Origin of the sequence: Comamonas sp. (assembly GCF_009360615.1) — a bacterium.
Lineage (GTDB): Bacteria > Pseudomonadota > Gammaproteobacteria > Burkholderiales > Burkholderiaceae_C > Comamonas.
In genome coordinates this window covers 1-20,500 of the sequence record NZ_SPEY01000032.1, presented here as the reverse complement: position 1 = coordinate 20,500, position 20,500 = coordinate 1, and the positions used below count along the sequence as shown (strand labels likewise).

The window sequence follows — 20,500 nt, the reverse complement described above, 5'->3', positions numbered from 1 at the left end:
TGGCGGTCGGCCCTGCCGTGCCGGCCGAGGTCAGGACGCTCAAGGACTTTCTGGCCTGGTGCAGGAACAACCCCGACAAGGCCAGCTTCGGCAGCCCTGGTGCCGGCAGTCAGCCGCATCTGCTGGGAGCGCTGCTGAGTCTGCGCTCCGGCGTCAAGCTCAGCCATGCACCTTATCGCGGCATGGCTCCCGGTGTCTCGGATGTGGTGGGCGGCCAGATCGCCGCCATCATGGGGCCTTGCGGCGATTATCTGAGCTACTACAGGGCCGGCAAGCTGCGCGTGCTGGCCACCAGCGGCCCCCAGCGCAACCCCTATCTGCCCAATGTGCCCACGTTTGCCGAGCAGGGTTTTGCCGATCTGACGGCCGAGGAATGGTTCGGCTTCTATGCCAATGCCAAAACGCCTGCCGAGGTGCGAGCACGCGCCCATGCGGCGATCACGACCGCGCTCAGGAGCGATGCGCTCAAGGAAAGCCTGGGCGTGGTCGGCCTGATCGCCACCAGCTCCACGCCCGAGGAGATGGCCCGTTCGCAGCAGGCCGAGTTCGAGCGCTGGGGCCCCCTGGTCAAGCAGATCGGTTTTACAGGCGACTCCTGATGGACCCTCTGAATCGAATAGGATTCGAGCCGGAATTTTTCAGACAGGCTCAAGCCTGCACATAGCGATCTGACAATCGAGGAGACAAACCATGCAAGATCGTCGCAATTTCTTCAAAGGCCTGGGCGCTGGTGCAGCGCTGGCCGCATTCGGCGGCATCGCCGGCCGCAGTGCTCATGCCCAGGGCAGTGGTCCGCTGGAGCAGGTGCGCATTCTCTACGGCTTCCCTGCGGGCAGCGCCGGAGATTCGGTGGCGCGTCGCGTGGCCGAGAAAATTGGTGGCACCAGCTATTCCAAGAACATGGGGGTGGTGGAAAACAAGCCCGGCGCCGGTGGCCGCATCGCGCTGGAGAATCTGCGCAACGCCGCGGGTGACGGCTCGGTCATCGTGCTGTCGCAGGTCTCGGCCTTCTCCATCTATCCCCACATCTACAGCAAACTGAGCTATCAGGCCAAGGATTTCGAGCCGATCTCGATAGGTGCCATCATGCACCATGGTCTGGCGGTCGGCCCTGCCGTGCCGGCCGAGGTCAGGACGCTCAAGGACTTTCTGGCCTGGTGCAGGAACAACCCCGACAAGGCCAGCTTCGGCAGCCCCGGTGCCGGCACCCAGCCGCATCTGATCGGCTCCCTGCTCAGCCTGCGTTCTGGCATCAAGCTCAGCCATGTGCCTTATCGCGGCACGGCCCCCGCCGTGTCCGACCTGGCCGGTGGCCAGATCGCGGCCGTGATGGGGCCCAGCGGTGACTTCCTGAGTTACTACAAGGCCGGCAAGTTGCGCGTGCTGGCCACCAGCGGCCCCCAGCGCAACCCCTATCTGCCCAATGTGCCCACCTTTGCCGAGCAAGGCTTTGCCGACCTGACGGCCGAGGAATGGTTTGGCTTCTATGCCAATGCCAGGACGCCTGCCGAGGTGCGAGCACGCGCCCATGCGGCGATCACGGCGGCGCTCAAGAGCGAGGTGCTCAAGGAGAGCGTGGGGGTGGTCGGCCTGATCGCCACCAGCTCCACGCCCGAGGAGATGGCCCGTTCGCAGCAGGCCGAGTTCGAGCGCTGGGGCCCTCTGGTCAAGCAGATTGGCTTTACTGCGGATACTTGATGCCCCCTGAACGGCTGCGCCGTTTCCCCCTGAGGGGGACGGCGCCATCGCCGCGAGGCGGCTCTTGCTGGGCGCCTCTGACTATAGGGTTGTGCTTCTTGCATAGCCAGCGTTTTGGTCGAGTTTTTGCTGCAAACGCAGCCGGTTTTGTATGTCCTATTTGCCCCTCAGCGCCGATAACGCGTTTCTTCTTTTTGATGTACTCAAGGCCGATGAGCAGTTGCAGCGCTTGCCGGCGCATGCCGCAACGGATCAGGCGCTGATGCAGCAGGTACTGGAAGAGGCCGGCAAATGGGTGGGCGAGGTGGTGGCTCCGCTGTCACGTTCGGGCGACGAGACCGGAGCCAGGTTTGAGGGCGGTCAAGTCGCTACGCCACCCGGTTTTGCGGCGGCCTATCAGGACTTCTGGCAGGCGGGCTGGCCTGCGCTGGCCTGTGCCGAGGAGGACGGTGGTCAGGGGCTGCCCTGGGTGCTGGAAGGCGTGCTCTATGAATGGCTGAGTGCCGCCAACCATGGCTGGACCATGGCTCCGGGGTTGCTGCATGGCGCTTATGAGTGTCTCAAGCACCATGGCAGCGAGGCCTTGAAGAGTGCCTATCTGCCCAAGGTAGCCAGCGGCGAATGGCTGGCAACCATGTGCCTGACGGAGGCCCATGCGGGCAGCGACCTGGGGCAGGTTCGCACTCAGGCCGTGCCGGCTGGCGCATCCGAACTGGGCGAGCGCTTCGAGATCAGTGGCAGCAAGATTTTCATTTCGGGCGGCGAGCATGACCTGAGCGCGAACATCATGCATCTGGTGCTGGCGCGGCTGCCCGGGGCCCCCGCAGGGCCCAGGGGCCTGTCGCTGTTTCTCGTACCCAAACTATTGCCAGATGGCGAGCGCAACGGCGTGGTCTGCGAGCGGATCGAGGAAAAAATGGGCCTGCATGGCAGCCCCACCTGTGTGATGCGCTTTGACGGGGCGGCAGGCTGGTTGATCGGCCAGCCCGGAGCGGGCCTGAACGCCATGTTCGTGATGATGAATGCGGCGCGTCTCCATGTGGCGCTGCAGGGCATAGGGCTGCTGGACGCGGCCTGGCAGAAGGCCCACGCCTATGCGCTGGAGCGCCGCCAGATGCGTGCGCCCGGGGCGGTGCCGGCTTCGCGTGGTCCCCACGATGCAGCGGATCTCATCATCGAGCATCCGGCCATTCGCCGCACGCTCGATCTGCAGCGCGCCTGGGTGGATGGCGGGCGTGTGCTGGCCTACCAGACCGGCATCTATCTCGATGTGGCGCGCCATGCCGAAAGTGCCCGGGAGCGCGAGCAGGCCCAGCAGTGGTGCAGCCTGATCACGCCCATCCTCAAGGCTGCCTGGACCCAGCAGGCGTTCGAGGGTGCCAGCGCCTGCCTGCAGGTCTTCGGCGGCCATGGCTACATCCGCGAGTGGGGCATCGAACAGATCGTGCGCGATTCGCGCGTGGCGATGATTTACGAAGGCACGAACGAAATCCAGGCCATTGACCTGCTGGTGCGCAAGATATTGCCGGATGGCGGCCAGGCCATGGGGCAATGGCTGCTGAGCCTGCGCAAGAGCCTGGACGCGGGCCGGACGCTCGATGCCGAGGTGCTGCGCTGCCTGGCCCAGCTGCGCTACTTCACCACGGTGCTGGCGCAGGCATGCAAGGAGGACGACACCCTGGCCTGGCGCGTGGCCGACGACTATCTGCGCAGTGTGGCCGTGGTGCTTCTGGGCTGGGCGTGGGCGCGTATCACCGCCACCGGGGGCAGTGATGACGAGCGCTGGCAGGGTCCAGGCAGGCAGGTGCAGCAGCGCATCCTGCCCGAGATGGACTGGCGCCTGGGCCTGATGAAGGCGCAGTGGGCGCAGGCTTCTGTCGTACACGGCAATCAGCTGTTCAGCCCTGCGCATTGACCCAAAAGGCTGCACGATGAAGGCAAGACCGGCACAATTACAGTCTTTTCATCGTGCTCCTGGATTGCTCTTTTGCCACCGAAGCTGACATCCCCAATGCTCGCCCACAAGACTGTCGAACCAGACTCCAAGCCAGTGCGCTCTTTGCGCGGTCCCCGCGCCAGAGAGGCGCAGGCAGCCGGGGTGGGCCCGGAAAGCGAGTCCAAGAGCGGTGCCGAAGTCTTTGCGGTCGATCAGGTCGATGCCAGCTTCCTGGAGTCGCTGCTGGGCTACAACGCCCGGCGTGCCTCGCTGTCGCTGGTGGGTGTCTTCATGCGCTGCATGGAGCGCTTCGACCTCAAGATTGTCGAGTTCTCCGTGCTGTCGCTGGTGGGCAGCAATCCGGGCATCACCTCGCGCCAGCTCTGCCAGCAACTGGCCGTGCTGCCGCCCAATATGGTGGGCATGATCGACGCACTGGGCAAGCGCGGTTTTCTGGAGCGTCGTCCGCATCCGCGTGATGGGCGTGCCACAGGGCTGTATCTGACCGCCGCCGGGGGCGAACTGGTGGAGACCGCCGAGCCCGAGCTCAAGAACAGCGAGACCCGCGCCATTGCGCATCTGAGTGCGGCCGAGCAGGCCCAGCTCATGGAGTTGTTGCAAAAGCTGTACCGCTGATCCCGTGGCATGGCGCAGATCCTGCGCCCGGCGCGATAATGTGCGGCATCATGCAGATTCGTTTTACCAAGATGCAAGGCGCGGGCAACGACTTTGTCGTGCTCGACGAGACCCAGGCCCGTCTGGGCCTGAGTGCCGCCCAGTACCGCTACCTGGCCGACCGTCACTTTGGCGTAGGCGCCGACCAGATCCTGACCGTGCGTCCGGCTCCTTCGCAGGGCGTGGATTTTGAGTACGTCATCCACAACGCCGACGGAGGAGAGGTCGAACAATGCGGCAATGGCGCTCGCTGCTTTGCGCGCTATGTGCATGACAAGGGCCTGACCGACAAGAGCGTGATTCGCGTGCAGACGCTCAGCGGCGTCATCGCTCCCGAGATCCATGACAATGGCCGGGTCACGGTGGATATGGGGGCGCCCCAGCTGGAGCCGGTCAAGGTGCCGTTCCTGTCCGACGGACTGCAGGCGGCCACTCTGGGCTCAGCACAGAAATGGCCGCTGACGCTTGATACTCCTGCGCACCCGGCTACAGTCTGGATAGCCGCCGTGTCCATGGGCAATCCGCATGCGGTGCAACTGGTGGACGATGTGGACACTGCGCCGGTGGAGGTGCAGGGGCCGCTGATCGAGAGCCATGCCCGCTTCCCCCAGCGCGTGAACGCGGGCTTCATGCAGATCGTCAGCCGCGTTGAAGTCAATTTGCGCGTCTATGAGCGCGGCGCCGGTGAAACCCTGGCCTGCGGCACGGGAGCCTGCGCTGCCGTAGTGGCCGGCATTGGCTGGGGTCTGCTCGATCAGCGCGTGGATGTGCATACCCGCGGCGGTCTGCTGACCATTGAATGGGCGGGCGGCGCACATGATCGCGTGCGCATGACAGGCCCTGCCGAATTTGTTTTTGAAGGCCAGATCGACCTACCCGATACCTTATGAACAGCTTGACCGACACCGCCATGACTGAAGAGTCGATTGCCGACTACCTCCAGGAAAACCCCGATTTCTTCGAGCGCCATGCAGAGATGCTGACGAGCGTTCGCTTGGTCAGCGGGCACGGCCCCCGTGCCGTCAGCCTGCAGGAGCGTCAGGCCGAGATGCTGCGCGAGAAGATCAAGGGTCTGGAGCATCGCATCATGGACATGGTGCGCCACGGCAGCGAGAACGCCTCCATCGCCAACAAGATTCACCAGTGGACCCATGCCCTGGTCAAGGTGCAGGATCTGCGCGAGCTGCCCCACGCGCTCACTGCCAGTCTGCAGCATACCTTTGATGTACCCCAGGTCGCGCTGCGTCTGTGGAATGTGGCGGGTGCACACAGCGGCACCGTCTACACCATGGGAGTGAGCGATGATGCCAAGGCTTTTGCCTCGTCGCTGACGATGCCTTTCTGCGGCCCCAACATGGGTTTCGAGCCCGTGACCTGGTTGCCCAATCCGAATGCGGTGCAGTCGGTGGCGCTGCTGACCTTGCATGACGGCGCCATGGACAGCACTTCCAACGCCTTTGGCATGCTGGTGCTGGGCTCGCCCGACCCGCTGCGCTTCGATGCCACCATGGGGCTGGAGTTTCTCTCACGCATCTCCGAGCTGGCCAGTGCCTCGCTTTCGCGAATGCGCGCTCCTGCGCTGACGCTGGCGCACGGCTGAAGCTGCAAAAGGGTGTAGATACCGATGCAAGAGCGCGAGCAGCCCTCTTTTGAGGAGCAGTACGCGCAGCTTCCGGAAGTTGTCCACAGCTATCTGGAGCATGTGCGGGTGCAAAAGCGCCTGTCCGATCGCACGCATACCCTGTATGCGCTGGACCTGATCAAGCTGCAGGGCTTGGCGCAGGCGGCAGACCAGGAGCTCTTGGCGCTGCAGCCGGCGCATATCCGCCGCTTTGCTGCGCAAATGCATAGCGCCGGCCGCAGTGCACGCGGCATCGCACTGATTCTTTCGGGCTGGCGCAGCTTTTTCCGCTGGGCGGCCCAGCGGGAGCTGGTGCCGTTCAATCCCGTGGAGGGCGTGCGTGGCCCCAAGGCTGCCAAGCCCCTGCCCAAGGCACTGGCCGTGGACGACGCCGTGCAACTGGCCAGCTTTCAGAACCCCGAGGCCGACCCGTGGATAGAGGCGCGCGACGTCGCCATGACCGAGCTGCTCTACAGCTGCGGCCTGCGTGTGGCCGAGCTGGTGGGGCTGGATCTGCGGCCGGACCAGCAAAGCCTGCAGCAAGGCAGGGGCTGGATTGATCTGGAGGCGGGCGACGCCCATGTGCAGGGCAAGGGCAGCAAGCGCCGCATCGTGCCCGTGGGGCGCATCGCGATCGAGGCCTTGCAGCGCTGGCTGGCGCTGCGCAGCAGCGCGCTGGCCGGGGCGGCACAGTTCAAGGCACAGGACGAGGCGGCCTTGTTCATCGGTCGTCGAGGCGAACGGCTCTGCAGCCAGTCGGTCTGGTCACGGCTCAAGCAGCGTGGCCAGCGGGCGGGGCTGGCCTCCGGCGTGCACCCGCATGTGCTGCGCCACTCCTTTGCCAGTCATCTGCTGCAGTCCAGTGGCGATCTGCGTGCCGTGCAGGAGTTGCTCGGGCACTCCAGCATCTCCACCACGCAGATCTATACAAGGCTGGATTTCCAGCACCTGGCCCAGGCCTATGAAAAATCTCACCCGCGCGCCCTGCGCAGCGATGCCGGCGAGAAGCCCGGGCCGCGACGCAAGCCCGAAGGCGAGATCGAGGACTGAATAGTCTCGAATTGATAGCTGCAAGCGATTGCTGAATAAGCGATAGGTCGGCATTTCTTGTGAAATTTCTGCCGTCCCTGCTGTCCGTGCGCGCTTGAAAGCGCCGCTACACTCCCCAGCTGTTATCACCGGAGCGCGCATAGGGATGCGCCGCCCGTGTTTTTTGGACAGCCGCATGTGGTGGCTGGCCGCAGCAAGAGGTTTCAACGCATGGCTCTCATTCCAGTCACCATCCTCACGGGCTTTCTGGGCTCGGGCAAGACCACGCTGCTCAAGCGCGTGCTGCACGAATCCCACGGCATGAAGATTGCCGTGATCGAGAACGAATTCGGGGAGGAGAACATCGATACCGATATTCTCAAGACCGAGTCGAAGGAACAGATTCTGCAGATGAGCAACGGCTGCATCTGCTGCACCATCCGTGAAGATCTGCGCGAGGCCTTGCAGCTGCTGGCGGCCAAGCGCCGCAAGGGGCTGGTGGACTTCGACCGCATCGTCATCGAGACCACCGGCCTGGCCGACCCCGGCCCCGTGGCGCAGACTTTCTTCATGGATGACGAGATCGCAGAGACCTACCTGATCGACTCCATCATCACCCTGGTGGATGCCAAGCATGCCGACCAGCAGCTCGACGACCGCCAGGAAGCGCGCCGTCAGGTGGGCTTTGCCGACCAGATGTTCCTGTCCAAGACCGATCTGGTGACGGATGCGGACAAGGAGGCACTGATCCATCGCCTCAAGCATATGAACCCGCGTGCGCCCATCCGTGCCGTTCATTTTGGCGATGTGCCCCTGACCGAAGTGTTCGATCTGCGTGGCTTCAACCTGAACGCCAAGCTGGACATCGACCCCGATTTCCTCAAGGAAGATGACCATGACCACGATCATCACGACCACAGCGCTTGCGACCATGACCATGGCCAATGCGAACACGATCATGGACACCAGCACGACGAGCATTGTGGCCACGACCACCATGACCACGAGCATGGCGAGCACTGCAACCACCCGCACCACCACCATCACGACGATGACGTGAAAAGCTTCGTCTACCGCGCCGATCGCGCGTTCGACCCGGCCAAGCTGGAGGACTTCCTGGGTGCCATCGTCAATATCTACGGCCCCAAGATGCTGCGCTACAAGGGCGTGCTCGACATGAAGGGCACCAGCCGCAAGGTCATCTTCCAGGGCGTGCACCAGCTCATGGGCAGCGATCTGGGGCCCGAGTGGGACGCCGATGAAAAGCGAGTCAGCAAAATGGTCTTCATCGGTATCGATCTGCCGCAGGACATTCTCCGTCAGGGGCTGGATCAATGTCTGGTGTAAACCCTGGGTTTGCCTGCCGTTTTGCCCCAAGCTAACGGTTTGCTGACAATGACTGACGGCCTGCCAAGCAGGCCGTTTTTTTTGTCGGTCATTTCTCGCAAACTGCTCGAAACAGGCGCAGGCTTTGTTGCAAATTGTGGGGTATGTGCAACGGAGACGGGCGGGGGTGACTTGCGTGGCTACAATGCCGCCCCTAAAGAGGGTGTTGGAGCAATCCGGCCCGGCAAGGGCTCTGTACTGTAAGGAGACAGGACGTGACCGCTGTGAAAAGTAAACCGCCCAAGGCTGCAGTCAAGGCTGTGGCAGCGGCTGTGCACACCCGCAGCGTCGAGACCTCTTTGGTGGACGCCGCGTTGGACAACCCGGTGCTGGCACCTGCAGCAGCGGGAGACTCTTCCAAATCGTCCAGACCCAAGCGTTCTGCATCGCCTCCTGCGCGGCAGCCTGAAACAGATGTTCCGCCCCTGACCGCCTCGGCAGCCAAGGCAGCGGCAACCATGAGAGATACGAAAGCAATGACCAACACAAAGCAAGCTGTGCCCAAGAAAGACCCCAAGCTGGCCAATGCCTGGAAGACCAAGTCGGTAGAGGAGCTGACCGATGCTGAAGTGCTGGCCATGTCCGATGACGATTACATGAACGATGCCCAGCTGGCCTACTTTCGTCGCAAGCTGGTCGCGCTCAAGAACGACATGCATGTGAATGCGGGTGAAACTGCCGAGAACCTGCGTGAGGACACCGTGGTGGTGCCCGATCCTGCCGATCGTGCCACCATCGAGGAAGAGCATGCCCTGGAGCTGCGCACCCGCGACCGCGAGCGCAAGTTGCTCAAGAAGATTGACCAGTCCATCGCCCGCATCGATGCCGGCGACTACGGATACTGTGATGAAACGGGCGAGCCCATCGGCGTGGGCCGACTGCTTGCGCGCCCCACGGCTACACTGTCGCTGGAAGCCCAGCAGCGCCGCGAACTCAAGCAGAAGATGTACGGCGATTGATCTGCGTCAGGTGCTGGTGGGACAGCAGGCAGCAAAGTAGAGGACCATGGTGAAAGAAGAAAACAAATCGGGAGGGCTGCTGTCCAAGGTGGCGCGCTTTGTGCGTCACCCGACCGTGAACTGGTCCGATTTGGAGAATCTCAACCAGGAAAGCGAAGAAAGCCAGTACAGCAAGCAGGCGCTCAAGGAAATGCTGGAGCGCAAGCGCCAGAACGACTTTGTGCGCAAGCGCGAGTTTGACCAGCTGCGAAAGCTGCGCCAGGCCCAGCTGTCCAAGGCGGCGCTGAGCGCCAGGGTGCCCCTGGATTCGCCCACGCCATTGGCGGCTTCCTCCTTTTTGCAGACGGCCCAGAGCTCCGTGCCTGGCGAGCGTGCGCAGACCATCAGGAAGATCGACGAGATCGAGGCGCAGATGGCCCAGCAATGGTGGCGCGGCAAGCAGGCCGCCGATGCCGCGACCATGCCGTTGCAGCTGCCGGAGGAGGGGAACACCATGCCTTCGGTGTTCAAGACCCAGCCGCCTTCGCTAGGCACTCTGCCTCTGCTGCAGGACGTGCTGCCCAGTGACCTGAAGCTGCCGCAGCCGGGGGGGCAGGCCCATCCGGCGGGCATGCCGGCTCTGCGTGGCGAGACGGATTTTTCCCCGGGATTTGCGACGACCGAGGTTGCAGCCCCGGCCGATGTCCATATGGTTCCGCCATCCTTTGTGCGCTTCGAGCATGACGCTGCGCTGGAGGATGCCGCGATAGTGTTTGCCAGCGGTGACAACGCTGCGGCGGAGGCCAGTCTCAAGGCCTTGATTGCCGAGCGTGCCCAGGATGCGCCGGCGCAGTTGCCGGTCTGGCTGGCATTGCTGGACATGTACCGTGCAGCCGGCATGCAGGCCCGCTTCGAGGATGCGGCCATGGACTTCGTGGCGCGCTTCGGTCGCTCTGCACCGCAATGGTTCGTGATGCCGCAGCAGGCCGGCCGGCTCAGCGAGGCCCCTTCGGATGTCGGTGCAGCGCCGATCGCTCTGCGCTGGCAGGCGCCGGTGCAGCTGGACGAGGCCGGCTTCAGGGCCTTGCTGGCCCACAAGGCACGCTGCGTCGGCAGTGCGATCATGGACTGGAGCACCCTGGAGAGCCTGGCCCGCGGCATCCAGAAGCCGCTGCTGGATGCGGTGCAGCGCTGGGCAGGCGAAAAGGGGACCCTGGTATTTGCGGGTCACGAGAGATTGCTGGCAGTGCTCAGCAAGCACACCCCTTCCGGTGACCGCTCTGTCGATCAGGACTGGTGGCACTTGCGTCTTGCCATGCTGCGCCTGATGCATCTGCAGGACGAATTCGAACTGACGGCTCTCGACTACTGCGTCACCTACGAGCTGTCGCCGCCTTCCTGGGAGGATCCTCTGTGTGCGTATGCCCATGAAGGGCAGGCGCAGAGCCCGCGTGCCCAGGATAGCCGGCTTCTGGGTCCGGAGACGCTTCAGCCCGGCATGCTGTGGAAAGAGCACAAGCCGCGTTTTGCGCTGCAAGGCGTGATCGACGGAGATGCACTGCCCTGGCTGGCCGAGGTCCAGGAGAAAGCCAAGCTTGGCGAAGCCGTTGCGATTGACTGCACACGCCTGGTGCGCATGGACTTTGCCGCCGCAGGTTCGGTGCTGAACTGGGCTGCCCAGATGCAGGAGCTGGGCCATGTGCTTCAGTTCAGCCAGCTGCATCAGCTGCTGGCGGTGTTCTTCAATGTCGTGGGCATTCAGGAGCATGCCCAGGTGGTTCCAAGGCGGGACTAGTCCCCAGCAGCGGCCTTGCAGCGCCGCGCCCCACATGCCCTGCAATTTCTTTTCCGGGCGCTCTTGAGGTTGGCGCGGGCAACCCCCATCTGCAGCAGATGGAACAGTTTCACGGCACCACCATTTTGAGCGTGCGCCGCCAGACTCCCGAGGGCGTGCAAGTCGCCATCGGCGGTGATGGTCAGGTCACATTGGGCAACATCGTCATCAAGGGCACTGCGCGCAAGGTGCGCAAGCTCTATCACGGCAAGGTGCTGGCGGGTTTTGCGGGGGCAACTGCAGATGCCTTCACATTATTCGAGCGCTTCGAGGCCAAACTGGAGAAACACCAGGGCAATCTGACCCGCGCCGCGATCGAGCTGACCAAGGAGTGGCGCACCGACCGTGTGCTGCGCAAGCTGGAAGCCATGCTGGCGGTCGCCGATGCAACGACCTCGCTCATCATCACCGGCAATGGCGACGTGCTGGAGCCCGAGCAGGGCATCGTGGCCATCGGCTCCGGCGGTGCCTATGCGCACTCCGCCGCCAAGGCCTTGCTGAACAATACCGAGCTGTCGGCCGAGGATGTGGTGCGCAAGTCCCTGGCCATTGCCGGCGAGCTGTGCATCTACACCAACATGAATCACACGATCGAGACGCTGTAAGCACTCGTCTATTCGAACTGATAGCTGCTGGCGCTTCATGCATGGGCGCCAGAGGCATTTTTGACTGAGAATTCACATGTCTTCTGCCATGACTCCCCAGGAGATCGTCTCCGAGCTGGACAAGCACATCGTCGGCCAGCATGGTGCCAAGCGCGCGGTGTCGATCGCGTTGCGCAATCGCTGGCGCCGCCAGCAGGTGCCGGAGGGCCTGCGCCAGGAAATCACCCCCAAGAACATTCTGATGATCGGACCCACGGGCGTGGGCAAGACGGAGATTGCCCGCCGCCTCGCAAAGCTTGCCGATGCGCCCTTCATCAAGGTCGAGGCGACCAAGTTTACCGAAGTGGGCTATGTGGGCAAGGATGTGGACGCCATCATCCGCGATCTGGCCGAAGTCGCCGTCAAGCAGACGCGCGAGTCGGACATGAAGAAGATGCGCGCCCGCGCCGAAGATGCCGCCGAGGAGCGCATTCTCGATGTGCTGGTCCCGCAGGCCCGCACCGGCGAAGTTCCGGCGGACAATACGGCACGTCAGGTCTTCCGCAAGAAGCTGCGCGAGGGTCAGCTGGACGACAAGGAAATCGAGATCGACATTGCCGAGCAGATGCCCCAGGTGCAGATCATGGGCCCCCAGGGCATGGAGGAGATGGCCGAGCAGCTGCGCGGCATGTTCAGCCACATGGGTCAGGAAAAGCGCAAGACGCGCAAGCTCAGGATCGCAGAGGCCATGAAGCTGCTCACCGATGAGGAAGCCGCCAAGATGGTCAACGAGGAAGATGTCAAGACCCGCGCCATCGCCAATGCCGAGCAGAACGGCATTGTTTTCATCGATGAAATCGACAAGGTGGCCACGCGTCAGGAAACCAGCGGTTCCGACGTCTCGCGCCAGGGCGTGCAGCGCGATCTTCTGCCCCTGGTCGAGGGCACCAGCGTCTCGACCAAGTATGGCGTGGTCAAGACCGATCACATCCTGTTCATCGCTTCGGGCGCTTTCCATCTGTCCAAGCCCAGCGACCTGATTCCCGAGCTTCAAGGGCGCTTTCCCATTCGCGTGGAACTGGAATCTTTGTCGGTTCAGGACTTCGAGGCGATTCTCATGCAGACTCACGCCTCCCTGGTCAAGCAATACCAGGCGCTGCTGGCGACCGAAGGCGTGACGCTGGAGTTCAAGCCCGAGGGCATCACGCGGCTGGCGACGATTGCCTTCGACGTCAACGAAAGTACCGAGAACATCGGTGCGCGGCGCCTGTCCACCGTGATGGAGCGCCTGCTGGACGAGGTCAGCTTCGATGCGGCCAAGCTTTCGGGGCAGACCGTGGTCATCGATGCGGCCTATGTGGATCAGCGCCTGCAGATGCTGAGCAAGGATGAGGATCTGTCGCGCTTCATTCTTTGAGGAACGGAGTGCCTGGAAGCAGCTGCCCGCCTGTGCGGGCAGTTTGCATTTGTAGGAGAAGGTCGAGACTTCAATCAGTTCTTTCCATTGAATTGAATGGTTGCAATTGACGTCCCCTAATGAGAGTCCACTTGCATTGACTTGGCTAAGTGCTTGTAAAGGAAAGGTATTTTCGAAATAAGGCCTTTCTTTTTCTCTCTAAGTGCTTGATTTCATTGCAAATAATTGTTCCTTCGGGTTTGGAATCACCTGAAATTGCTGCTACAGTGCAAAAAAGTGCAATTAAGTGGTGAAAGCTGCCTTCGCGCCCTATTTCTGGGGAGTGAGTGGCTCCAGATGACCGGAGTAACCAGCCGTGTTTCAAGGGGCGTCTTCGCTGAATCTCGATGGAAAGGGGCGGCTTTCAGTGCCGACCCGGCATCGTGACGCCCTTTTGTCCTTGGCTGAGGGGCAGGTCACTTTCACCAAGCATCCCGATGGCTGTCTGTTGCTGTTTCCGCGCCCCGAGTGGCTGCAGTTTCGCGAGCGTGTCGCGCAACTGCCCATTACGGCTCAGTGGTGGAAGCGGATTTTTCTGGGCAATGCCATGGATGCGGAGATGGATGCAACCGGTCGGCTGCTGATTTCGCCCGAGTTGCGTGAGGCCACAGGTCTGACCAAAGAGGTCTTGATGCTGGGCATGGGGGCGCATTTCGAGGTCTGGGACAAGGCCACTTATGAAATGCGCGAAGCGGAAGCGCGCCAGCAACCGATGCCGGCGGCTTTCCAGGATTTTGTTTTGTAGGAAGTGCTTGTGAATCAGCCGTTGCAACATATCACCGTCTTGCTGGACGAGGCAGTGGACGCCCTGCTGGGTGGTGCCGCTGAGCCGCCTGCCGGCCAGTGGGTCGATGCGACGTTCGGTCGGGGCGGTCATTCTCGGCTCATTTTGCGAAGGCTGGGGCCGGACGGGCGTCTGATTGCGTTCGACAAAGACCCGGACGCAATTGCTGAGGCGGCGCGCATCACCGATGCGCGTTTTTCGATTCGGCATGAAGGATTTCGCCATCTGAGCGAGCTGCCCGAAGGCAGTGTGCAAGGGGTGTTGATGGACCTGGGCGTGAGCTCGCCCCAGATCGACAACCCGGACCGGGGCTTCAGCTTCCGCTTTGATGGCCCCCTCGACATGCGCATGGACACCACGCGTGGTCAAAGCGTTGCCGAGTGGCTTGAAGACGCGGAAGTGCAGCAGATTGCGGAGGTGATACGTGACTACGGCGAAGAACGGTTTGCTGGCCCCATTGCAAAGGCGATTGTTGCTAGGCGCGAAAGCCAGGGCCCATTACGCACCACTGCCGAGCTGGCCGAGCTCGTGGCTGGCGCGGTCAAGACCCGCGAGGCTGGGCAGAACCCGGCAACACGGACCTTCCAGGCTCTTCGGATTTTCATCAATGCCGAACTTCAGGAGCTTGAGCAAGCGCTAGAGGCCAGCCTGCGCGTGCTGGCACCCGGCGGCCGTCTGGCCGTGATCAGCTTCCACTCGCTGGAAGACCGCATCGTCAAGCAGTTCATTGCCAGGCACTCCAAGGAGGTCTACGACCGCCGTGCGCCATTTGCACCCCCTGTGCCGATGCGACTGAAGGCGCTGGAGCGCATCAAGCCCAGTGCAGCCGAGGTGCAGGCCAATCCCCGTTCGCGCTCTGCCGTGATGCGCGTCGCCGAGCGCACCGAGGTGCCTGCATGATGCACCGCCATGCCGCTCAGAGCATGGCTGCGGGAGGGCTGCCATGCTGCGCATAAACCTGCTGCTGCTGCTGGCGGTCATGACCAGCGCCATCTTTCTGGTGCACACCCAGTATGAGTCGCGCCGGCTGTTCACCGAGCTGGACCGTGCCGAGGCCGAGGCGCGCCGTCTGGCGACCGACCAGTTGCGCCTGCAGGTGGAAAAGCGTGCTCAGGCCACGCCACAGCGCATCGAGACCCTGGCGCGTGAAAAGCTGCAGATGAAGCCTGCTTCGCCCGCGATCACCCAGTACGTGCAGGAATCTGCAACGGGAGCGGCGCGATGACACGCAGCGTGCTCTACACCACCAGTCCGCTGCTGGCCTCCAAGACGCCGCTGTGGCGCAGCAAGTTCATCGTCGCTGCGCTGGCGCTGGGCTTTGTGGGCCTGGGCGCGCGTGCGGCCTATGTGCAGGTGTTCGGCAACGACTTCTTCAAGCGCCAGGGCCTGGTGCGCTTTGCTCGCACCCTGGAGCTGCCCGCCAACCGCGGCCGCCTGCTGGATCGCAACGGTCTGATCCTGGCGTCCAGCGTACCGGCGGCCAGCATCTGGGCCATTCCGGAAGATGTGGATCTGAAGGATCCCGACGTGCAGCAAAAGCTCAAGGAGGTGGCGCGTCTCATGGACATGCCGCTGCGCTCGCTGATGGAGAAGCTGGATGTCGAGGACAAGACCTTCGTCTGGGTCAAGCGCCAGCTGGACTGGGATGTGGGCCAGAAGATCGTGGCGCTCAATATCAAGGGCATCTACAACCGCAAGGAATACAAGCGCCAGTATCCCGAAGGGGAGTCTGCAGCGCATATCGTCGGCTTCACCAACGTGGAGGACCATGGCCAGGAGGGCATGGAGCTGGCGTTTGACAAGGAGCTTGCGGGGCGGCCCGGCTCGCGTCGCGTGATCAAGGACCGCCTGGGCCGCGTGGTCGAGGGCGTGGGCGAGGAAGTGCCGCCGCAGGACGGTCAGGACATTCAGCTGTCCATCGACAGCAAGGTGCAGTACTACGCCTACCAGAAGCTCAAGCAGCAGGTGGAGTCGCAAAAGGCCAAGGCCGGCAGCGTAGTGGTGATGGATGCGCACACCGGCGAGTTGCTGGCCCTGGCGAACTATCCCAGCTATGACCCTGGCCACCGCAAGAACCTGACGGGCGAACAGCTGCGCAACCGCGCGCTGACCGACACCTTCGAGCCGGGCTCGACCATGAAGCCCATCACCATCGCCACGGCGCTGGAGCTCAAGCGCGTCAAGCCCTCCACCATCATCGATACCTCACCGGGCCGCTATACGGTGACGGGCTCCACCATCACCGATACGCACAACTACGGTGCGCTCACCGTGGAGGGCGTGATCCAGAAGTCCAGCAACGTGGGCGCGACCAAGGTTGCGCAAAGGCTGTCGCCCCAGGAAATGTGGGAGTACTTCAGTGCCCTGGGCTTCGGCCAGAAGCCCCAAATTCAGTTCCCGGGAGCGGTCTCGGGCCGCCTGCGTGCCTGGAAGACCTGGAAGCCCATCGAGCAGGCCACCATGTCCTATGGCTATGGTCTTTCGGCCTCGCTGTTCCAGATGGCGCGCTCCTACACCGTGTTCTCCAACGAGGGCAATGTCATTCCCTCGACGATTCTGAAAACGACCGAACCCCCCGTGGGCGTGCGCGTGATCTCCAAGGAAAACGCCGAGGCGGTGCTGCACATGCTGCGCCTGGCTGCCGGCCCTGGCGGTACCGGCCAGAAGGCACAGGCCGAGGGCTACACCATCGGTGGCAAGTCCGGCACGGCTCGCAAGCAGGTGGGCAAGAGCTATGCCGCTGGCAAATACCGCGCCTGGTTCACGGGCATTGCCCCCATCGACAAGCCGCGCATCATCGTGGCCGTGATGGTGGACGAGCCTACGGCCGGTTCCTATTACGGCGGCACGGTGGCCGGTCCGGTGTTTGCGGACGTGGTCCAGCAGACATTGCGTTTCATGGGCGTTCAGCCCGACAAGGAAGTCAAGCCTCAGATCGTGGCTGCACCCGCTGAGGAGCCTGTGCTATGAGCACCCCCATCCAAATCCTGAACAATGCAGCCGAGGCCGTGGCCTGGCTGCGCAGCCGCGTGCAGGGTGATCTGCAGACGGACAGCCGCAAAGTCAAGTCGGGCGATGCCTTTGTCGCCTGGCCCGGTGCCGCCACCGATGGGCGGGCCTATGTGCGCCAGGCCCTGGCCCAGGGCGCTGCCGCCGTGCTGGTCGAGGCCGATGGCCTGCAGGACTTTGACCTGAGCGGCGACTGCATCGCCGCGCTCAAGGGGCTGAAGGCAGCGACGGGGCTGATTGCCGACCAATGGTTTGCCCACCCCAGCGGCCAGCTCGAGGTGCTGGCCGTGACCGGTACCAACGGCAAGACCACCACCGCCTGGTGGCTGGCCCATGCACTTTCGAAAGTGACGCTGAACGCGCGCACCGGTTGTGCGCTGGTCGGCACCCTGGGTGTGGGCGTGCCGCCTGCACTGGAGTCGACGGGCATGACCACGCCGGACCCGGTGCTGCTGCAGCGCGTGTTCCGCAGCTATGCCGACCAGGGCCTCGCGGCCTGCGCCATCGAGGCTTCGTCCATCGGCATCGTCGAGCACCGGCTGGACGGCAGCAGGATTCGCGTGGCGCTGTTCACCAATTTCACGCAGGACCACCTGGACTACCACGGCAGCATGGATGCCTACTGGCAGGCCAAGGCCCAGCTGTTCGACTGGCCGGGGCTGCCGGCCGCCGTGGTCAATATCGATGACGCGCATGGCGCGAAGCTCTGGGCCAGGCTGCAAGGCCGCGCCATGGATGTGTGGAGCATTTCCATCCAGGGGCCGGCACGCCTGCAGGCCAAGGACATCGGCCTGGGCGATGAAGGTCTGGGCTTTACCGTGCTGGAAGCCGGTCACAGCCTGCGCATGAATACACGTCTGGTCGGCCAGTACAACGTCTCCAATCTGCTGGGGGTGCTGGCTGCCCTGCGCTGTCTGGGCCTGACGCTTGAACAGGCTGTGCAGGCCTGTGCCCATCTGGAGCCCGTGCCCGGTCGCATGCAGCAGATCGTCAAACCCGGCCTGCCTCTGGTGGCCGTGGACTATGCCCATACCCCCGATGCGCTGGACAAGGCCTTGCGCGCCTTGCGGCCTGCCGCCCGGCAGCGTCAGGGCCAGCTCTGGTGCGTGTTCGGCTGCGGCGGAGACAGGGACAGCAGCAAGCGTCCGTTGATGGGGCAGGTCGCCCAGGCGAATGCCGACGGCGTTTTCGTCACCAGCGACAACCCGCGCAGTGAGGTGCCCGAAAGCATCATCGACCAGATTCTGGCCGGCATGCAGCCGGGCGAGGCATTGCATGTCCAGGCCGACCGCGCGGCGGCCATTGCCCAGGCCATTTCCCGTGCCGATGCACGCGATGTGGTGCTGATTGCCGGCAAGGGACATGAGGACTATCAGGAGACGAAGGGCGTGCGCCATCCGTTCTCCGACATGGCTGAGGCGCAGAAGGCGCTTGCAGCCCGCGAAGGAAAGATTCGGTCATGATGACCCTGGCAAAAGCGCTGGAGCTGATCCAGGCGCATATCCCCCAAGCCCGCCTGGTCGGCAACGGCCAGCAGGCGCTCGCACGCGTGCACACCGATACGCGCACGCTGCAGGACGGGGACTTGTTCGTGGCACTGAAGGGCGAGCGTTTTGACGCCCATGATTTTCTGTCCCAGGCGCAAGCCGCAGGCGCCGTGGCCGCCGTGGCCAGCCACGGGCTGGAGGCCGCCGGCATGGCCGGCATCGAGGTGCCGGATACGCTGCAGGCGCTGGGTGCGCTGGCGCGGGCCTGGCGTGCGCAGTTCGATCTGCCTCTGATTGCCGTGACGGGCAGCAATGGCAAGACCACGGTCACGCAGATGATCGCTTCCATCCTGCGCGCGCATGTGGGCGGGCAGGGCGAGGCCGCGCTGGCCACACGCGGCAATTTCAACAACTCCATCGGCATGCCGCTGAACCTGCTGCGCATGACGGACGCGCATCGCATCGCCGTGCTGGAGATGGGCATGAACCATCCCGGCGAGATCGCCGAGCTGGCTGCCATCGGCCAGCCCACGGTGGCGCTGGTCAACAACGCCCAGCGAGAGCACCAGGAATTCATGGGCACGGTGGAGGCCGTGGCGCGTGAAAACGGCTCGGTGCTGGGCTTTTTGCCGCGGGATGGCGTGGCCGTCTTCCCTGCGGGCGACGAGTACACCCCGCTGTGGACACAGCTGGCGGCCGGCCGCCCCTGCCTGATGTTCGGCGAGGCTGGGGCCGGGGCCCAGGTCTTTGCCAGCGATGTGCTCTGGGCCGACGGGGCCTGGAGCCTTGCACTGCACACGCCGCAAGGCTCGGCTGCCGTGCATTTGCATATTGCCGGTCGTCACAACGTGCGCAACGCCCTGGCCGCAGCCGCCTGCGCCCATGCGGCGGGCGTGTCCCTGGCCGCGATTGCGCAGGGCCTGTCCGCCTTCGAGCCGGTCGCCGGTCGCTCGCGCGCGCTGGCCGTTCAGATCCAGGGCCGGGGCGTCACGGTGGTCGATGACAGCTACAACGCCAACCCCGACTCGGTGGCGGCCGCGATTGCCGTGCTGGCCGAGCTGCCCGCTCCGCAGCTGCTGGTGCTGGGCGACATGGGCGAGGTGGGCGACAACGGCCCGCAGTTCCATGCCGAGGCCGGTGTGCTGGCGCAGCAGTCCGGGATTGCCCAGGTCTTTGCTCTGGGCGAGCAGAGCGCGTTTGCGGCTTCTGCATTCGGCAGTGGTGCTAGGCATTTTGATAGCATGGCCGCCCTTCAGCAGGCGGTGTGCACAGTTTTACCCAAGGTAGGTAGCGTTTTGGTCAAGGGTTCGCGGTTCATGAAGATGGAGCAAGTGGTGCAGCGCATTGAAGCCTGTGCAGACAAGAAGCAGGGCAACTGCGAGGAGGCCGCATGCTGCTGATGCTGGCTCAATGGCTGCAGGGTATCTCGCCGGAATTCGGTTTTCTGCGTGTTTTTCAGTATCTGACGCTGCGCGCCGTCCTGGCCGCCGTCACCGCCTTGCTGATCGGCCTGTGGATCGGTCCCAAGGCCATCCGCATGCTCACCGCGCTCAAGATCGGGCAGCCCGTACGCGGTTACGCCATGGAAACCCATCTTGTCAAGAGCGGCACGCCGACCATGGGGGGGGTGCTGATTCTGTTCTCGATTGCCGCCTCCACCTTGCTGTGGTTTGACCTGTCCAACCGCTTTGTCTGGATCGTTCTGCTGGTTACGCTGGGCTTCGGTGCGATTGGCTGGGTGGACGACTGGCGCAAGGTCGTCAACAAGGATCCCGAGGGCATGCGCTCGGGCGAGAAGTATTTCTGGCAGTCCGTCATCGGCCTGCTGGCCGCCCTGTATCTGGTTTTCTGCATCTCGGAGAACAGCAATGCCGAAGTGTTTGCGCTGTTCGTCTCCTGGGTGCAGTCGGGCTTTTCCATGGACCTGCCGCCCAAGGCCGGCCTGATGGTGCCCTTCTTCAAGGAAGTCAGCTACCCGCTGGGCGTGCTGGGCTTCATCGTCATGACCTACCTGGTCATCGTGGGCGCCAGCAATGCCGTGAACCTGACCGACGGCCTCGATG

Annotated in this window: 18 protein-coding genes and 1 pseudogene; all 19 read left to right on the top strand. The window is 63.4% G+C overall.

Annotated features, from left to right (window positions below):
• A partial coding sequence (locus tag E2583_RS11180) for a tripartite tricarboxylate transporter substrate-binding protein (protein ID WP_291595766.1) occupies positions 1–599 on the top strand: 599 nt, incomplete at its 5' end.
• 91 nt (positions 600–690) lie between these two features.
• Positions 691–1,698 carry a Bug family tripartite tricarboxylate transporter substrate binding protein gene (locus E2583_RS11175; RefSeq protein ID WP_291595763.1) on the top strand — a complete coding sequence of 336 codons (1,008 nt, stop codon included), beginning with the start codon at positions 691–693 and terminating at the stop codon, positions 1,696–1,698.
• A gap of 151 nt (positions 1,699–1,849) precedes the next feature.
• Complete coding sequence (locus E2583_RS11170; protein WP_291595761.1) at positions 1,850–3,613, top strand: acyl-CoA dehydrogenase family protein; 1,764 nt, start codon at positions 1,850–1,852, stop codon at positions 3,611–3,613.
• 96 nt (positions 3,614–3,709) lie between these two features.
• Positions 3,710–4,270 carry a MarR family winged helix-turn-helix transcriptional regulator gene (locus tag E2583_RS11165; RefSeq protein ID WP_291595760.1) on the top strand — a complete coding sequence of 187 codons (561 nt, stop codon included), beginning with the start codon at positions 3,710–3,712 and terminating at the stop codon, positions 4,268–4,270.
• A gap of 50 nt (positions 4,271–4,320) precedes the next feature.
• Positions 4,321–5,199, top strand: a complete 879-nt coding sequence (gene dapF / locus E2583_RS11160) for a diaminopimelate epimerase (protein WP_291595759.1) — start codon at positions 4,321–4,323, stop codon at positions 5,197–5,199.
• Positions 5,196–5,909, top strand: a complete 714-nt coding sequence (locus tag E2583_RS11155; protein WP_291595756.1) for a DUF484 family protein — start codon at positions 5,196–5,198, stop codon at positions 5,907–5,909. Before dapF ends, E2583_RS11155 begins: the two co-directional genes overlap by 4 nt.
• A gap of 24 nt (positions 5,910–5,933) precedes the next feature.
• Positions 5,934–6,980, top strand: a complete 1,047-nt coding sequence (locus E2583_RS11150; protein ID WP_291595754.1) for a tyrosine recombinase XerC — start codon at positions 5,934–5,936, stop codon at positions 6,978–6,980.
• 210 nt (positions 6,981–7,190) lie between these two features.
• Complete coding sequence (locus E2583_RS11145; RefSeq protein WP_291595752.1) at positions 7,191–8,306, top strand: GTP-binding protein; 1,116 nt, start codon at positions 7,191–7,193, stop codon at positions 8,304–8,306.
• Between the two features lie 254 nt (positions 8,307–8,560).
• Complete coding sequence (dksA, locus tag E2583_RS11140; RefSeq protein WP_291595750.1) at positions 8,561–9,304, top strand: RNA polymerase-binding protein DksA; 744 nt, start codon at positions 8,561–8,563, stop codon at positions 9,302–9,304.
• Positions 9,305–9,350: 46 nt separating this feature from the next.
• Entirely contained in the window at positions 9,351–11,078 is a 1,728-nt protein-coding gene (locus E2583_RS11135) for an STAS domain-containing protein (RefSeq protein ID WP_291595748.1), read from the top strand.
• Positions 11,079–11,176: 98 nt separating this feature from the next.
• Positions 11,177–11,722 (top strand): ATP-dependent protease subunit HslV, encoded by a 546-nt coding sequence (hslV, locus tag E2583_RS11130; protein WP_003051248.1) that lies wholly within the window; start codon positions 11,177–11,179, stop codon positions 11,720–11,722.
• A 76-nt stretch (positions 11,723–11,798) separates the two neighbouring features.
• On the top strand, positions 11,799–13,118 hold the full coding sequence (gene hslU / locus E2583_RS11125) for an ATP-dependent protease ATPase subunit HslU (protein WP_291595746.1): 1,320 nt from the start codon (positions 11,799–11,801) through the stop codon (positions 13,116–13,118).
• Positions 13,119–13,473: 355 nt separating this feature from the next.
• Positions 13,474–13,902: a division/cell wall cluster transcriptional repressor MraZ gene (mraZ, locus tag E2583_RS11120; RefSeq protein ID WP_003051254.1), complete on the top strand. Its 429-nt coding sequence runs from the start codon at positions 13,474–13,476 to the stop codon at positions 13,900–13,902.
• 9 nt (positions 13,903–13,911) lie between these two features.
• A complete protein-coding gene (rsmH, locus tag E2583_RS11115; protein ID WP_291595742.1) occupies positions 13,912–14,841 on the top strand; it encodes a 16S rRNA (cytosine(1402)-N(4))-methyltransferase RsmH in 930 nt (309 codons plus the stop codon).
• A gap of 43 nt (positions 14,842–14,884) precedes the next feature.
• Positions 14,885–15,166, top strand: a complete 282-nt coding sequence (gene ftsL, locus E2583_RS11110; protein WP_291595740.1) for a cell division protein FtsL — start codon at positions 14,885–14,887, stop codon at positions 15,164–15,166.
• Positions 15,163–16,911 carry a penicillin-binding protein 2 gene (locus E2583_RS11105; RefSeq protein ID WP_291595738.1) on the top strand — a complete coding sequence of 583 codons (1,749 nt, stop codon included), beginning with the start codon at positions 15,163–15,165 and terminating at the stop codon, positions 16,909–16,911. The genes ftsL and E2583_RS11105 overlap by 4 nt, the downstream gene beginning before the upstream one ends.
• Positions 16,908–18,413, top strand: coding sequence for a UDP-N-acetylmuramoyl-L-alanyl-D-glutamate--2,6-diaminopimelate ligase (locus E2583_RS11100; RefSeq protein ID WP_291595737.1), 1,506 nt, complete (start codon positions 16,908–16,910; stop codon positions 18,411–18,413). The genes E2583_RS11105 and E2583_RS11100 overlap by 4 nt, the downstream gene beginning before the upstream one ends.
• Complete coding sequence (gene murF, locus E2583_RS11095) at positions 18,410–19,837, top strand: UDP-N-acetylmuramoyl-tripeptide--D-alanyl-D-alanine ligase (protein ID WP_291595736.1); 1,428 nt, start codon at positions 18,410–18,412, stop codon at positions 19,835–19,837. Before E2583_RS11100 ends, murF begins: the two co-directional genes overlap by 4 nt.
• Positions 19,828–20,500, top strand: a pseudogene (locus E2583_RS11090) (phospho-N-acetylmuramoyl-pentapeptide-transferase); the annotation flags it as partial. The gene murF and the pseudogene E2583_RS11090, both read left to right, overlap by 10 nt.

Coding starts and splice junctions, on each gene's coding strand:
- hslV (WP_003051248.1), top strand. CDS start 11,177: ATGGAACAGTTTCACGGCACCACCATTTTGAGCGTGCGCCGCCAGACT.
- E2583_RS11155 (WP_291595756.1), top strand. CDS start 5,196: ATGAACAGCTTGACCGACACCGCCATGACTGAAGAGTCGATTGCCGAC.
- E2583_RS11175 (WP_291595763.1), top strand. CDS start 691: ATGCAAGATCGTCGCAATTTCTTCAAAGGCCTGGGCGCTGGTGCAGCG.
- E2583_RS11135 (WP_291595748.1), top strand. CDS start 9,351: ATGGTGAAAGAAGAAAACAAATCGGGAGGGCTGCTGTCCAAGGTGGCG.
- murF (WP_291595736.1), top strand. CDS start 18,410: ATGATGACCCTGGCAAAAGCGCTGGAGCTGATCCAGGCGCATATCCCC.
- hslU (WP_291595746.1), top strand. CDS start 11,799: ATGTCTTCTGCCATGACTCCCCAGGAGATCGTCTCCGAGCTGGACAAG.
- dapF (WP_291595759.1), top strand. CDS start 4,321: ATGCAGATTCGTTTTACCAAGATGCAAGGCGCGGGCAACGACTTTGTC.
- E2583_RS11165 (WP_291595760.1), top strand. CDS start 3,710: ATGCTCGCCCACAAGACTGTCGAACCAGACTCCAAGCCAGTGCGCTCT.
- E2583_RS11145 (WP_291595752.1), top strand. CDS start 7,191: ATGGCTCTCATTCCAGTCACCATCCTCACGGGCTTTCTGGGCTCGGGC.
- E2583_RS11170 (WP_291595761.1), top strand. CDS start 1,850: ATGTCCTATTTGCCCCTCAGCGCCGATAACGCGTTTCTTCTTTTTGAT.
- E2583_RS11100 (WP_291595737.1), top strand. CDS start 16,908: ATGAGCACCCCCATCCAAATCCTGAACAATGCAGCCGAGGCCGTGGCC.
- E2583_RS11105 (WP_291595738.1), top strand. CDS start 15,163: ATGACACGCAGCGTGCTCTACACCACCAGTCCGCTGCTGGCCTCCAAG.
- ftsL (WP_291595740.1), top strand. CDS start 14,885: ATGCTGCGCATAAACCTGCTGCTGCTGCTGGCGGTCATGACCAGCGCC.
- E2583_RS11150 (WP_291595754.1), top strand. CDS start 5,934: ATGCAAGAGCGCGAGCAGCCCTCTTTTGAGGAGCAGTACGCGCAGCTT.